This is a genomic window from Halomonas denitrificans, assembly GCA_019800895.1.
Taxonomy (GTDB): Bacteria; Pseudomonadota; Gammaproteobacteria; order Xanthomonadales; family Wenzhouxiangellaceae.
This window is the reverse complement of sequence record JAHVKF010000002.1, coordinates 661,333-673,843: the sequence shown is the minus strand read 5'-3', so window position 1 is coordinate 673,843 and position 12,511 is coordinate 661,333. Positions and strand designations below refer to the sequence as shown.

10 protein-coding genes are annotated in these 12,511 nt (G+C 68.4%); 6 read left to right on the top strand and 4 right to left on the bottom strand.

All coding sequences use genetic code 11. The features are described from left to right. Positions 1-42: 42 nt before the first annotated feature. The gene (locus KUV67_07000; GenBank protein MBY6204624.1) at positions 43-765 is read right to left on the bottom strand and encodes an OB-fold nucleic acid binding domain-containing protein; all 723 of its coding nucleotides are present in this window, start codon (positions 763-765) and stop codon (positions 43-45) included. Positions 766-1,164: 399 nt separating this feature from the next. Here KUV67_07000 and KUV67_06995 point away from each other — a divergent pair, with 399 nt between their 5' ends. Together KUV67_06995 and KUV67_06990 are read left to right on the top strand one after the other, a co-directional pair. Next, positions 1,165-3,243 carry a prolyl oligopeptidase family serine peptidase gene (locus KUV67_06995; protein ID MBY6204623.1) on the top strand — a complete coding sequence of 693 codons (2,079 nt, stop codon included), beginning with the start codon at positions 1,165-1,167 and terminating at the stop codon, positions 3,241-3,243. Continuing rightward, entirely contained in the window at positions 3,206-3,565 is a 360-nt protein-coding gene (locus KUV67_06990) for an antibiotic biosynthesis monooxygenase (protein ID MBY6204622.1), read from the top strand. Before KUV67_06995 ends, KUV67_06990 begins: the two co-directional genes overlap by 38 nt. A gap of 22 nt (positions 3,566-3,587) precedes the next feature. Here the strand turns inward: KUV67_06990 and KUV67_06985 are convergent, their stop codons facing one another. Further along, the gene (locus tag KUV67_06985; protein MBY6204621.1) at positions 3,588-5,342 is read right to left on the bottom strand and encodes a GGDEF domain-containing protein; all 1,755 of its coding nucleotides are present in this window, start codon (positions 5,340-5,342) and stop codon (positions 3,588-3,590) included. Positions 5,343-5,400: 58 nt separating this feature from the next. Beyond that, entirely contained in the window at positions 5,401-8,175 is a 2,775-nt protein-coding gene (locus KUV67_06980; protein MBY6204620.1) for a hypothetical protein, read from the bottom strand. A 461-nt stretch (positions 8,176-8,636) separates the two neighbouring features. Here KUV67_06980 and rpmB point away from each other — a divergent pair, with 461 nt between their 5' ends. Continuing rightward, positions 8,637-8,873, top strand: a complete 237-nt coding sequence (gene rpmB, locus KUV67_06975; protein MBY6204619.1) for a 50S ribosomal protein L28 — start codon at positions 8,637-8,639, stop codon at positions 8,871-8,873. Positions 8,874-8,885: 12 nt separating this feature from the next. Then, positions 8,886-9,053: a 50S ribosomal protein L33 gene (gene rpmG / locus KUV67_06970; GenBank protein MBY6204618.1), complete on the top strand. Its 168-nt coding sequence runs from the start codon at positions 8,886-8,888 to the stop codon at positions 9,051-9,053. A gap of 540 nt (positions 9,054-9,593) precedes the next feature. Here the strand turns inward: rpmG and radC are convergent. Next, complete coding sequence (radC, locus tag KUV67_06965) at positions 9,594-10,268, bottom strand: DNA repair protein RadC (GenBank protein MBY6204617.1); 675 nt, start codon at positions 10,266-10,268, stop codon at positions 9,594-9,596. Between the two features lie 143 nt (positions 10,269-10,411). Here radC and coaBC point away from each other — a divergent pair, with 143 nt between their 5' ends. Then, positions 10,412-11,596, top strand: coding sequence for a bifunctional phosphopantothenoylcysteine decarboxylase/phosphopantothenate--cysteine ligase CoaBC (coaBC, locus tag KUV67_06960; GenBank protein ID MBY6204616.1), 1,185 nt, complete (start codon positions 10,412-10,414; stop codon positions 11,594-11,596). Then, positions 11,593-12,048 (top strand): dUTP diphosphatase, encoded by a 456-nt coding sequence (gene dut / locus KUV67_06955; protein MBY6204615.1) that lies wholly within the window; start codon positions 11,593-11,595, stop codon positions 12,046-12,048. The genes coaBC and dut overlap by 4 nt, the downstream gene beginning before the upstream one ends. Positions 12,049-12,511: the final 463 nt, after the last annotated feature.

Here is a 12,511-nt window from a genome sequence, read left to right as displayed (position 1 = left end):
TTCCAGCCGGATGGCTGGACCGCCAGCGGTCTTGCGGGAGGATCAGCTGTTCAACTCGACCACGACGTCCGCGTCGAGCTGGCGGCCTTCGAAGAAACCGCTGGTCATGTCGCCGGTCACGACCACTTCGTCACCGACATCGACCTGGAGATAGCCCTCGTCGTCGAGCGGATTGTTCGGCAGGTCGTCCACATCGACTCGAAGCGTCGCCATACCGGTTTCGACGGTGAAGTGCTCGTCATACACCGACTTGACCGTCCCGTTGACGAAGGTTTCCGACACGGTGATCGGTGCAGTGACCGTCATCCACATCGCGTTTTCATCCATGGCGGAACGATCGGCCGCGCTGGAATAGAAGGTCGTATCCAGCTTGTCGATCTGCACGCTGTGCGCATCGATGGTCAGCGATTCCATGAAGTCGTCGTCGACGCGACCGATGACTCGGACCTTGTCGCCCGGCAGAAGTGCGTAGGCGTCGGCGTCGCGGTCACCGTCGTCCATCCGGACGGTTACGGAACCATCTCCGTAGTTCAACTCGAACTCGTCACGTTCGACATCGGAAACCGATCCGCTGATCGAAATCCAGCCGTCGTCCGGCGTCATGTCCGGAGTGATGCTGGCCTGATTCGACGTTTCGGCCCCGGTCATCGAATCCGAATGGTCCTTGGCGCCGTACTCGCCGGCGAACGCAATGCCGGATGCGAGCGTGGCGGAGACAATGGATGCAATGGCGATCGAAAGCGGTTTTTTATGCTGGAGTCTCATCGAGCCCTCCATTTGGTTCGAGTGAAATCAGCGCGTCTGCGCTTCACCAGTAGACGTTCCGATGGCGCGGGTGTTTTTCAACCGCCATCGGAGCCGGAATCGGGGGCAGGCAGAGGTTTCGCCGATGTTCCACGGGGGAGCGTTCCGCAGCCACCCTGCTCGGAGCGGGGCGTTCGGCGGCACGGCCGGGTTGGTCGTCGACGTGTTCCACGGACCGTTCCACGTTTCGTTCCACGGTGTCCCGCAGACGACGAGAACGATGCAGGGGACCTCTGGCACACGCCGCCCCGACAGCCGAACGGGCACAATGCCGGGTTTCGAGCACTCGATCAGGACCGATCCATGAAACACTGCCGAATCCTTTTCCTCAGCGCCGGCATCGCCGCCAGCCCCATGCCCATGGCCCAGACCGAAGTCGTCGACGACCCCTATCTCTGGCTCGAGAACGTCGAGGGCCCGAACGCCCTGGCCTGGGCCCGCGGACAGAACCAGGTGTCGCAGGCCGAGCTCGAAGCCCACGCGCTGTTCGAGCCGATCCACGAGCGGGCGCTGGAGATCCTGACTTCCGACGATCGGATCGCCTACCCGTCGCTGCAGGGAGGGATGATCTACAACTTCTGGCGGGACGCCGATCACGTTCGCGGCCTCTGGCGCCGCACGTCGGTCGAGGGCTACCGGAACGACGAGCCCGAATGGGACGTGTTGCTCGACCTCGATGCGCTGGCGGGCGAGGAAAACGAGAACTGGGTATGGGCCGGCGCCAACTGCCGCTATCCGGACTACGACCGCTGCCTGGTCAGCCTGTCGATCGGCGGCGCGGACGCGTCGGTCACGCGCGAATGGGACATGGAAACGCGCGAATTCGTCGAAGGCGGCTTTGCCCTCGACGAATCCAAGAGCAGCATCGGCTGGCGTGATCGCGATTCGGTGTTCTACGGTCCGGCCTTCACGCCGGAGCAGGTCACCGATTCCGGCTACCCGCGCACGGTCCGGATCTGGCGGCGGGGCACCGATCCGGCGCAGGCCGAAATCGTCTTCGAAGGGGAACAGGGCGACGTCGCGTCGTTCGGTGCGCGCTTCTGGGACGGAGACACCCACTACGACATGATCATCCGGGCGCCCGGCTTCTTCTCGCGCCATTACTACCTGTACCGCGCCGGCGAGACGCACCGGCTCAACGTACAGGACGACGCAGAACTGGCCGGCCTGATCGACGGCCAGGCGCTGATCAACCTGAAATCCGACTGGGACGTTGCCGGCACCACCTATCCGCAGGGGGCCCTTGTCGCGGCGCCGATCGAGAGTCTCGAGACCGAGACCCCCGAGGTGTCGGTCGTCTACCGGCCCGGTGAGCGCGCTTCGATCGCCAGCGTCGCAACGACCGACAACACGGTCCTGGTCAACGTCCTCGACAACGTGGTCTCGAAGCTCCTGCGCTTCACCTTCGACAACGGCGAGTGGCAGCAGCAGTCGCTCGACGTTCCGGCGCTCGGCAGCATTTCCGTCGTCTCCGCCGACGACCGCTCGGACCGGTTCTACTACAACTACACCGGCTTCCTGACCCCCTCGACGCTCTACGAGGCCGACGCCGCTGCCGACCGCCACACGGAAGTGCGCAGCGAACCGTCCTGGTTCGACGCCGACGGCATGGAGGTCGCACAGCACGAGGCCACATCGGCCGATGGCGAGCGCATTCCCTACTTCGTGGTCACGCCGGCCGGCTTCGAAGCCGATGGGGAAACCCCGACGCTGCTGTCGGCCTACGGCGGCTTCGAGGTTTCGCGCACGCCCTTCTACTCCGGCGTGACCGGTTCGGCGTGGCTGGAGCGCGGCGGAGCCTACGTGCTGGCCAACATTCGCGGCGGCGGCGAGTTCGGTCCGAAGTGGCACCAGGCGGCGCTGAAGGAGAACCGCCAGCGCGCCTACGACGACCTGATCGCCGTGGCCGAGGACCTGATCGAGCGCGGCATCACCTCGCCCGATCACCTCGGCATCCAGGGCGGCAGCAACGGCGGGCTGCTGGTCGGCGCCGTGATGGTCCAGCGTCCGGACCTGTTCGACGCGGTGGTCTGCCAGGTACCCCTGCTCGACATGAAGCGCTATCACCTGCTGCTGGCCGGGGCCAGCTGGATGGCCGAATACGGCGATCCGGACCAGCCCGAGGAATGGGCCTATCTCTCCGAATACTCGCCGTACCAGAACGTGGACGCCGACGCGGACTACCCGCGTGCGTTCTTCACCACCTCGACGCGCGACGACCGGGTCCACCCCGGACACGCACGAAAGATGGTGGCGAAGATGCTCGACCAGGGCCACGACCTGCTGTACTACGAAAACATCGAGGGCGGTCACGGCGGCGCGGCCAACCTGAAGCAGCGGGCCTACCTCAGTGCGCTGATCTACGCCTACCTGCACGCGCAGCTTGCCGAGGCATCGACCGATGAGCGGGAAGAAGACACGGGCGACCAGGAGGCCTGATCGGGCCCGCTCCGAGCGGCGCACCCCCGGTGCGCCGTGCTGGGCCGTGACCTTCCGATCGCGGCTCTCGGGCGATTCGGCCGACTACGAGGCTGCTGCGCGGCGGATCGCCGAACTCGCCGCCCGCCAGCCCGGCTTCCTCGGCATGGAAAGCGAGCGCGGCGAGGACGGCCTCGGCGTCACCGTGTGTTACTGGGCGTCGCGCGACGCCATCGACGCGTGGCGCGAGCACCCGGAGCACCTTGCGGCGCAGGAGCAGGGCCGCTCTCGCTGGTACGCCGACTGGGAGATCGACATCGACTTCATCGCCGGGCGCCCGTGACGGGTTGCCGCAGGTCGCGGCGTCAGGGCGCCTCGGCCGTTTCGTCGATCCGGTCGCGCCCCGCTTGCTTGGCCGCGTAGAGACGTTGATCGGCGCGCTTCCTGAGTTCGATCAGCGACTCGTCGCCCCGCGGCGACGCCAGACCGAAACTCATCGTGACCGGCACCGGGACGCCATCGACCCGCACGGCCACGAGCTCGCGCCGAAGCTGCTCGAGCCGTTGCCGGACCTCGGCTCGTTCGACGCCCGGCACGGCGACGGCGAACTCTTCGCCGCCGACGCGCCCGATGATGCCGATCCGGCCCAGGCTCTCACGCAGGCGCGTGCCCACATGGCGTAGAACCTGATCGCCGACCAGGTGGCCGTGGCGATCGTTGACCTGCTTGAAGTGATCGATGTCGGCCAGCACCAGCGTGAACGGTCGGCGCTTTTCCCGCGCCAGCGCCAGGGTCCGCTCGGCCAGCTCGAAGAAGCGCGTGTGGTTGCTCAGCGCGGTCAGCGCGTCGCGCTGCGCCAGGCGACGGAAACGTCGCCGATCCCGTGCCGCTCGGATCCACAACACGGAAACCGCCAGGAGCAGGAGCGCAGCGGCGATCGACACGACCAGGCGCAGCTGCGACTGCTGCGCCTGGCTGCGCGCTTCCAGTTCGCTGATCCGTTGCTGTTCGCGCAGGCGGGCCAGCTCGCGTTCCTTCGCCGCGCTGGCGAAGCGTGCGCGCAGGAACGAGGTCTCGCGCGCCCGGACCTCGGCAAGGTGCGCCTCTCGCGCGGCCAGCGAAACGGCCAGGTGCTCGTAGGCCTGCCCGTGCCGTCCACGCCGATGGTCGAGGTCGGCCAGAACGCGATGCGCTTCGGCCCGGTATTCGTCGTGGCCGGCCGCGTCGAGATCCGGCAGGGCGGAGGTCAGCAGCGCTTCGACCATCGATTCATCGCCCTCGCGGTGCGCCATCCGGGCCCGGAACACGCGCGCTTCGGCCAGGCCGTTGCGGTAGTTCATCCGGAGCATCGCGTCGATCCCGCGCTCGAAGCGGGGCCGGGCCCGTTCGAAGCGGCCGGCGGCCTGCAGCAGGTCGGCGAAGCCGTACTCGATCGCGCCGTTGATCAAGGGATGATCACCGGCCGGGCACGCGTCGAGGGCGGCCTGGTAGTGGGTTTCCGCCTCCTCGAAATTGCCCGATCGCTTGTGGACGAAGGCCAGCCGTTCGTGCGCGGCGCAGAGTTCGCGGATCGAGGCGCTGCCCCGCGCGATGGCCACGGCCTGTTCGCCGAACTCACGTGCATCCTCGAACTCCTCGACCAGTGCGTAGACGTAGGCCGCGATGCTGTAGATCTGGCTGACGCCTTCGGTCCCGTCGGCCGCTTCGATCAGTTCGAAGGCGTCGTTGAGGTGTCGAAAGGTCGGCTCGAACTGGCGTCCGATGTAGCCGACGTTGGCGGCCCGCGCGTGGGCGGCGAGGCGCTGATCGGGGTCGAGATCGAGGTCGAGGAGCCGGTCGACGGTCGCCAGCGACGCGGTGATCTCACCGTTCAGCGCCTGGTTCCGGCTCTCCAGCATCAGGAAGGTCACGAGCTGATCGCCGGTGGCCAGGCCCAGGTGGGGTCGAAGCTCGTCGAGCACGGCCTGGGACTCCCGCCACGGCGCTTCGATGTTCAGTCGGGCGGCCAGTTCGAGCCGCTGCCCGAACGCCTCGCGATCGACCGCGCCGGCCGTCGCCGCCGTCCATAGCAGGACGACAACGGGCATCACCCGCCAGCGCGCGCGAAGGGTTCGGTTCACCGGCTGCATGGCCCTCGTTGCTGCATTCCCCGGCGCCAGTCTACCTGCCGACGCTCGGTCAGCGAATCCGGCCCGTATAGCTGGGTGCCCGCAGCACGGCGTTGAGCAGCATCAGGTCGAGGCCGTCGAGGTACGCGCGGACGGTCGGATCCTCGGTGAAGCCGATCACGCGTCCCCGGCCCAGCGGCTGGTCGACGACGAAGGGCTTGAAGGCCAGCTGGCGGCGATTCTCGTCCCACAGGTAGCCGGCGACCCGGAGGTCGTCCGGCCCGGCGAAGCGGACCACGTTGCGGCCCCGGTCGCGGGTGATCGGCCGGAACACGCGGTCGCCCCGGACCAGGACGTTCAGGGTGGGCTTGATTCCGGCGGCCAGCCAGTGCTCCGTGTCGACCTCGGTCCGGACCAGGACCCCGGCGACCGCGTCGGGCGCTTCGTCCTCCGGCCGCGCGAGGCGTTCGAAGTCCTCCAGGGAGGTCAACTCGGTCCCCGGTACCCGCTTGGCCTCCGCATCGGCACCCCCGTCTGCGTCGATCGTCGCATCGACCGCCTCGTCGTCGCCGGGCGAGCCCCCATCGCGCAACTGATCCTCGGCCCGGATCGCGAGCAGGTCGACCCCGGCGTCGGCCGCCCACGCGGTGGCGCCGGCCAGCGTGACCAGCACGCCGCCGTTCCCGACCCACTCGGCCAGGTGATCGCGGCCGGCGTCGCCGAGAACCCGCCCATAGCCGCCCCAGCGCCCGGAGGCGTCGGGCAGGATGACCACGTCGAACCCATCGAGCGGCGCGCGGCCCAGGGTGGCCGTGCGGATCGGCGTGACCGGGTACCCGTAGCGACGCTCGAGCAGGAACCGCAACGCACCGGGGGCGTAGATATCGGTCGGCGCATCCCAGGCCAGCGCGACGCGCGGCGGATGGAGGCGGCGCACGGTGCTGCTGCCCAGGTCGGGGCCATCATCGATCCAGCTGTCGTCGATGCCGACCACGTCGACGCCGGTCTGCGCCGCCAGGCGGTCGAGCGTGGCGGGCGTTCCCTCCGGCTGAGGGGCCGCAGGCAGGATCAGCGAACCGGACGGATACGAGCGGCCCCGGTGGACGAAGGGTTCCTCGTTGGACTGGACGAACAGGCCCGCCCGCAGCGCCGCGGCCAGAAATTCGCCGGTTCCGCGCGACCCGCCCGGGACCAGGAACACGACCGCGGCGTCGGGCCCGGTGCGCCGACCCGCCGGCAGGACGTCCGCTTCGACCGTGCGCGTGGCCTCGCGCGACACCGGCCGGGCGCAGCGCGCGACGTCGACGTTGAACATCGCCGGCAAGGACCAGGCGGTCACGTCGTAGATCTCGTCGGGCCGGTCGAGGGCACGACGACGCTCCTGCTCGCGGGCGAAGTCTTGCGGCAGGGCCACGTCGTCGTCGAGCAGCACGCGCAGCTTTCGATAGGCGGGCTGGTCGGCCGGGACCAGGTAGCTGCCGGCCGGCAGGTCGAGGCCGCAGGCCGATCGCGGCGCTTGGAGCGCGAACACGTCGGCACCGTGACGAGCCAGCAGGGCGGCCAGTCGATCGGCGCCGCGCTGATCGCGCTGGGCCGGGATCACCCACGCCCGCGGACCCTCTTCGCGCGCCTGCTCGATCGCCGAACGGCGGTATTCGGCGAAGGCTCGCCACAGGCGCTCGCGGTTCACCGCCACGGTTTCGGCGGTCGCGAGCAGGGCGGTCGCGTAGCGTTCGACCGACTCCCCGTAGGTCCACTCGGTGCCGTCCTCGCGCCGCATCGCCAGGCCGCGGACCGAGGCCTGCTCGTAGGTCATCGCCACGGCGCCGTAATAGGACGGCCAGCTCGCGCCGTAGCCGGGATAGAACGCATCGAAGATCTCCCGGGTGAAATAGGGCAGGCCCAGCCGATCGAACCAGCGCGCGTTGTTGTGGCCGAACAGGGCCAACGATTCGCGTTGTTCCTCGACCAGCAGCGGGTTGTACGGCACCGCTTCGGGCGCGAAGAAGAAGGTCGAATCGGCGCCCATCTCGTGGGCATCGACGAAGGCCAGCGGATACCAGTCGAGCAGGGCGTCGACCCGGCCGGCGGTCTCGGGCTGGGTGATCGCCAGCCAGTCGCGGTTGAGGTCGAACAGATAGTGATTGACCCGACCGGACGGCCACGGCTCATCGTGCTCGGCAGCACGGCGGTCGGGCGACGCCTCGGCGCCGAGCGACGCCTCGAAGCGGTGCACGAACCGGGCCCGGCCGTCCGGGTTCTGCATCGGGTCGATGAACACCAGTGCGTCGCCCAGAATGCGCTCGACCACCGGGTCGTCGGCAGCGGTCAGCAGGTGATGGGCGACCAGCAACGCGGCGTCGGCGGGCGCGATCTCGTTGCCGTGCACGGAATGGGAAAGCCAGACCGTACCCGGCACGCGCTCGAGGGCGGCTTCGATGGCGGACCCGTCGTGGCGATCCGGTCGCGCGATGGTCTGGATGTCGGCACGAATGGCGTCGAGGCCGGCGATGCGCTCCGGCGTGCCGATGACCAGGTAGAACAATTCGCGCCCCTGCCAGCTGGTGGCGTAGGGGATCTTGCGGACCCGCTCCGGAAACGCGGCGGTGAGGCCGTCGAACGCTCGCGCGAGCTCGTCCGGTTCGCTGATGGCCTCGCCCATCGCATGGCCGAGCAGCGCTTCGATCGTCGGCGCGCCGGGTCGAGCGTCGAAACCGGCGCGGAAATCGATGTCGGGCTGGAGCGTCTGCGCGGCGATCGTCGATGGCAGGGCGGCCGCCAGGACGATGGCCGTCAGAAGGGCGGAAAACGGCAGGACGTGGTCGGAACGCTTCGTCGATCGCATCGGCGGCTTCACTCGGAAGGGGCGGGCCGACGAGCATAGCGGAGGGACGGCGCCGTGCGCGTGTTGGAAGGAGGTCTGGCCGCCCCGAAAAAAGTGTGATATACATCACACTCGAGCTTCGTGGCCGGCCGTGGGGACCGTCGGTCAATCGAGGTCCGGCGGACCGTCCGGGTCCGGGAGACCCGCCCGCAGCTTGGGCAAGGTCCGGGCGGGCTGAAAGGGGCCGCGGATTCAACTTGGGGAAGGGAGGCGGAAGACGCGGGTCCGGCCCGGCGCTTCGGCGCCGGGCCGTTTGTCGTGGACCGGCCGGGCAGGAACGACCAGGGAGGGGTCGAAAAAAGCGCTCGCACGGTTGCAATTGCCTCGAACCTGCGCTATAAAAGGCGGCTCGATTTTTCAGGCGGCCCGCACGACGCGTTCCGCACCGACTTCATTCGCAGTTACCGTCAGGAATTACCGTCATGTCCAGAGTCTGCCAGGTGACCGGCAAGCGCCCAATGGTCGGAAACAACGTTTCCCACGCGAACAACCGTACGCGTCGCCGTTCGCTGCCGAACCTTCACAGCCACCGTTTCTGGTCCCCGGCCGAGAATCGCTGGATCAAGCTCCGCGTTTCGACCAAGGGCCTCCGCATCATCGACAAGAAAGGCATCGACAACGTGCTCGCGGACCTGCGCGCGTCGGGCCAGAAGATCTAAAGGAGATTCGTCATGGCAGGTAGCGCTCGCGACAAGATCAAGCTCGTCTCCTCCGCCGGGACGGGTCATTTCTACACGACCGACAAGCAGAAGAAGAACACTCCGCACAAGCTGGAGTTCAAGAAGTACGACCCGGTCGTGCGCAAGCACGTGATGTACAAGGAAGGCAAGATCAAGTAAGCCGTCCCGCCTCACGGCACCCCTTCGAACGCCCGGCCCCGCGCCGGGCGTTTTTCGTTTCCGGATCGGGCGATGTCGTCTCGACCGGGCGACGCCGGCTTGTGCTCTGAACAAGCCATGCGTCCACAGATGAACGCAGATGAACACGGATTGAACCAGAAGTCTGCGTGAGGGGCCTTGATCACGAAGCCAACGAATCTGGACTTCCAGAGTTCCCCCTGAAGAGAGTTGACTGCTGAGATCGCCGGGCTGATGTCCGAGCGAAATGCGCGGCAGCAGACGCCCGCTTTTTTCGCTCCTCTGCGTTCGTCCGTGGACAAAGGAGTCGCCCGGTGACGCCCGTGACCGGCACATCACGCTCGCACTCGAGCACACCTACACCTGCGACTTCGTGATGCGACACGAATTCCTGCCGTGCCATGCGATGGCAGGAATCGACCCGGCCGACTCGCCGGAGCTTGAACCCCGATAGCGCTGATCTGTGTTCATCCGTGTTCATCTGTGGACCCGTCGATTTTCAAGTAACACCGCTGCCATTCGTCAGACCAGGCCGCGCTCGGCCAGGGAGACGACTTCGGCGTCGCCGACGATGAAGTGATCGAGCAGGCGGATGTCGACCAGCGCCAGGGCATCGCGCAGGCGTCGGGTGATCGCCAGGTCCGCCTGGCTGGGCTCGGCCACGCCCGACGGGTGGTTGTGGGCCACGATCACGGCTGCGGCGCGGTCGGCCAGCGCGGTCTCGACGACCACCCGCGGATGGACGTGGGCCGCATCGATGGTGCCGCGGAACAGCACCCGGAACGCGATCACCCGGTGGCGCGTGTCCAGAAACAGCCCGCAGAAGGCCTCGTGCGGACGATGGCGAAGCTCGGCACGGAGGAACCGCCGGGTCGCGTCGGGACTGGTCAAGGCGTCGCCGCGGGTCAGCCGGGCGCGCAGGTGGCGACGCGCCAATGCGACCGCGGCCTGCAGCTGCGCCACCTTCGCAGGGCCCAGACCCGGTTCGTCGACGAGGACGTCCGCCGGGGCTTCGAGCAGGCCGCGGAGTCCATCGAAACGGTTCAGCAACCGGCGCGCAAGGTCGGGCGCCGAGCAACCCCGGGTCCCGGTTCGCAGCAGGATCGCAAGCAGTTCGGCGTCGCTCAGCGCATCCGCGCCGTCGCTGAGCAGGCGCTCCCGCGGACGCTCGGCGGTGGGCCAGTCGTTGATTCGCATACAATCCTCGTTTCGTTCACTGCGGGCAGCTCCAGCGTGACGGCGATCGACCGATCGCGCCATCGGAGATTGACCCCGAAACGGGTAGGAAATTGACGGATCCCGGCGAAGACCGCAACGAAGTTCGAGGCCGGGCCCGGCGCGTGCTGGTCGGCGTGACCGGCGGCGTCGCCGCGTACAAGTCCGCCGAACTGGTCCGGCGCCTCGCCGACCGGGGCGCCGAGGTCCGCGTGGCGATGACGCGCGGCGCCCGGGCCTTCATCACGCCGTTGACGCTGCAGGCGGTCAGCGGCCACCGGGTGCATACGGAACTGCTCGACGAAGCGGCGGAAGCCGGCATGGGCCACATCGAACTGGCTCGCTGGGCCGACGACATCGTGGTCGCCCCGGCCACCGCCGACCTGATCGGACGAGCCGCCGCCGGCCTCGCCGACGACCTGCTGACCACTCTGCTGCTGGCCACGCGCGCACGCCTGTGGATGGCGCCGGCAATGAACCACGTGATGTGGGCGCACCCGGCGGTCCGGGCCAACGTCGAACTGCTGGCCGAGCGCGGCGTTCGCATGCTGGGTCCCGACGTCGGTCACCAGGCCTGCGGCGAAACCGGCCCCGGACGGATGGTCGAGCCGGCCGATATCGCAGCTGCGGTGATGGAGCGGCCGACCGGCGGCGAGTGCCGTGCCGCACTCGAAGGAACGCGATTCGTGGTCACGGCCGGCCCGACGCTCGAACCGCTGGACCCGGTGCGCTTCCTCGGCAATCGCTCGTCGGGACGCATGGGCTTCGCCGTGGCCGAGGCGCTGGCGGCCGCCGGCGCTTCGGTCACGCTCATCGCCGGTCCGGTCCAGCGGCCGACGCCGAGCGGGGTGGAGCGAATCGACGTCACCACCGCCCGCGAGATGTACGACGCGGTGTTCGCCGCGCTGCCTGCCGACGGGTTCGTCGGCGTGGCCGCGGTCGCCGACTACCGGCCCGCCGACGCCGCCGCCTCCAAGATCAAGAAGAACGACGAGCGCCTGACCGTCGACCTGGTTCGCAACCCCGACATCCTGGCCGAGGTCGCGGCCAGCAACCCGCGGCCCTTCACCGTCGGGTTCGCGGCCGAGACCGAGAACCTCGACGCCAACGCGCGCGCCAAGCTGGAGCGCAAGAACCTCGACCTGATTGCCGCCAACCAGGTCGGCGAGGGGCGCGGTTTCGACCGCACCGACAACACGCTGCGTGTGTTTTCGCGCTCGGACCGCTGGGACCTGGCCTCGGGCCCCAAGACCGAGCTCGCTCGAAAGCTCGTGGAGCTGATCATCCAAACCAGGGAACGCGATCGATGAGAACGCTGGACGTGAAACTGCTCGACGCGCGTTTCGGCAGCGACTGGCCGCTGCCGGAGTATGCGACGGAAGGCTCGGCTGGCCTCGACCTGCGTGCGGCGCTGGACGAGCCGCTGACCCTGGACCCCGGGGACGCCGCGCTCGTTCCCTCGGGGCTGGCGATTCATCTCGCCGATCCCGGCCTGGCCGCCATGCTGCTGCCGCGGTCCGGACTGGGCCACAAGCAGGGGCTGGTGCTGGGCAATCTGGTGGGCCTGATCGACAGCGATTACCAGGGACCGGTCAAGATCTCCTGCTGGAATCGCGGCCGCGAACCGATTCGCGTCGAGCCCGGGCAGCGCATTGCCCAGCTTGTCGTGGTACCCGTGGTGCAGGTTACACTGCGGGCGGTAGAGGCTTTCGAAACCAGCAAACGTGCCGAAGGTGGGTTCGGGCACACGGGGACCGATTGACGCAATGACGCGATTCCATCCTGCAACGGGACGATTCCCGCACGGTCGTGCAGCGCCGCGCATGATCGCCCTGCTCGCCCTCGGGCTCGGTCTGTTCACCACCGCCGTCGGCGCCTACCTGGGCTGGAACACCATGCAGGCCAATCGGGCGCTGGACCAGGCCCGGACGCTGGCGCAGACCCAGGCCGAGGCCGTCGGCGGGGCGATCGAGACGATCCAGCGCGGCCTGGCCTCCGACGACGTAGTCGCCGCCGCGCGCGCCGAGCAGCAGGAAGGTCGATCGCGCGAGGCGCTGATCGGCAGTCTGCGCGAGAACGGCATCCGCAACGTGCTGTACCTGGTCAACGCCCGCCCGCCGCTGGAGACCACCGATCTCGACGACCTGCCCGGGGGCGGCTTCGCTGCCCTGAGCATGCTGCTGGAAGCCGGCGAAACCGGTCGCGCACCCGCGCAGGCGCACTTC

What these genes read in the sequence shown, in the direction of transcription:
- KUV67_07000 (MBY6204624.1), bottom strand. Translation starts at nt 765, where the DNA reads ATGAGACTCCAGCATAAAAAACCGCTTTCGATCGCCATTGCATCCATT.
- KUV67_06995 (MBY6204623.1), top strand. Translation starts at nt 1,165, where the DNA reads ATGGCCCAGACCGAAGTCGTCGACGACCCCTATCTCTGGCTCGAGAAC.
- KUV67_06990 (MBY6204622.1), top strand. Translation starts at nt 3,206, where the DNA reads ATGAGCGGGAAGAAGACACGGGCGACCAGGAGGCCTGATCGGGCCCGC.
- KUV67_06980 (MBY6204620.1), bottom strand. Translation starts at nt 8,175, where the DNA reads ATGCGATCGACGAAGCGTTCCGACCACGTCCTGCCGTTTTCCGCCCTT.
- rpmB (MBY6204619.1), top strand. Translation starts at nt 8,637, where the DNA reads ATGTCCAGAGTCTGCCAGGTGACCGGCAAGCGCCCAATGGTCGGAAAC.
- rpmG (MBY6204618.1), top strand. Translation starts at nt 8,886, where the DNA reads ATGGCAGGTAGCGCTCGCGACAAGATCAAGCTCGTCTCCTCCGCCGGG.
- radC (MBY6204617.1), bottom strand. Translation starts at nt 10,268, where the DNA reads ATGCGAATCAACGACTGGCCCACCGCCGAGCGTCCGCGGGAGCGCCTG.
- dut (MBY6204615.1), top strand. Translation starts at nt 11,593, where the DNA reads ATGAGAACGCTGGACGTGAAACTGCTCGACGCGCGTTTCGGCAGCGAC.